Source organism: Burkholderia sp. SIMBA_062 (assembly GCF_046534765.1).
In the GTDB taxonomy this organism is placed as follows: Bacteria; Pseudomonadota; Gammaproteobacteria; order Burkholderiales; family Burkholderiaceae; genus Burkholderia; species Burkholderia ambifaria.
Window position 1 is genome coordinate 1 of record NZ_JAWRYD010000299.1, and the last position, 269, is coordinate 269.

The 269-nt window shown below is 65.1% G+C and carries 1 pseudogene; it reads right to left on the reverse strand.

Annotation, left to right across the window (positions count from 1 at the left end):
- A pseudogene (locus tag SB786_RS36435) lies at positions 1-269 on the reverse strand (alpha/beta hydrolase); the annotation flags it as partial.

The window sequence follows — 269 nt, forward strand, 5'->3', positions numbered from 1 at the left end:
TGGCTTCCAGCGGGTCATAGCGGGTTTCGCCTTGGGCCAGCCCCAGCCGCCAGCGGTAGTTGTGCACGGTAATCGCCACTTGATCGGGGTTATCCAGGGCCTGGGCGCTGCGCTCGAACGTGGCGTCATCGAAAGCCCACTTGGGCGAGGCGGTTTGCCAGATCAGTTTGGCGAAGGCATGGCGGTTCTGCTCGTAGCCAGCCTGGCCGCGTGGGGTGGCGAAGTAGTACTGGTACCACCACTGCAGTTCGGCGCTGGGTGGCAGCGGC